Origin of the sequence: Chromobacterium aquaticum (assembly GCF_021129195.1) — a bacterium.
GTDB lineage: Bacteria > Pseudomonadota > Gammaproteobacteria > Burkholderiales > Chromobacteriaceae > Chromobacterium > Chromobacterium aquaticum.
Window position 1 is genome coordinate 1 of the sequence record NZ_JAJOHW010000278.1, and the last position, 594, is coordinate 594.

1 protein-coding gene is annotated in these 594 nt (G+C 72.6%); it reads right to left on the reverse strand.

What is annotated here, in order from left to right:
• Positions 1 to 31: 31 nt before the first annotated feature.
• Positions 32 to 594 (reverse strand): type VI secretion system baseplate subunit TssK (tssK, locus tag LQT98_RS23790; RefSeq protein ID WP_231465727.1); only part of this gene is annotated, 563 nt, incomplete at its 5' end.

Here is a 594-nt window from a genome sequence, read left to right on the forward strand (position 1 = left end):
CGCCAGCGCGCCCAGCGGCTGCAGGGCGGCGTTATCCTGCATGGCGTTCTCCATCGGCCTCGTCTTGCGGGTCCGCGACGAAGAGCAGCGCTTCCCACGGTTCCAGCGCCACGCCGCCGGCCGGCAGCGTCATGCGCAGCGGCTGCTCCGGCTGCAGCCAGTCGCCGCGCGCCAGCAGCGCGAACAGCCGGGTATCGTCGCCCACGCTGTAGGCCACTTGCTCGGCGCGGTCCAGCGGCTGGAACACCAGGCCGCGCATGCGTTGGCGCGCCAGCGTGGCCACATGGGATTCGGAGGCGATGATGGCCTGGCCCAGCCATTGCTGGGCGGCGGAATCCGGCGCACCGCCGGGCATGCGCAGGCCGATGATCAGCCGCTCGATGTCGCGCGCGGCCTCCGGCAGCAGAATCCAGAAACCGTCGGCGTCGCGGTTGAACGGCAGGCTGCGGTAGCCGGCGCGCACCCGGTCCAGCGCGGCGGACAGCCAGGCCAGCAGCGGTTCGTAGCAGGCCAGCAGTTCTTGATAGTTGAAGGCGGGAAACACCGGCGCGCCGGCGCCGGGGTCCAGCGCGGTCAGCGCGCCGGCCATGCCGG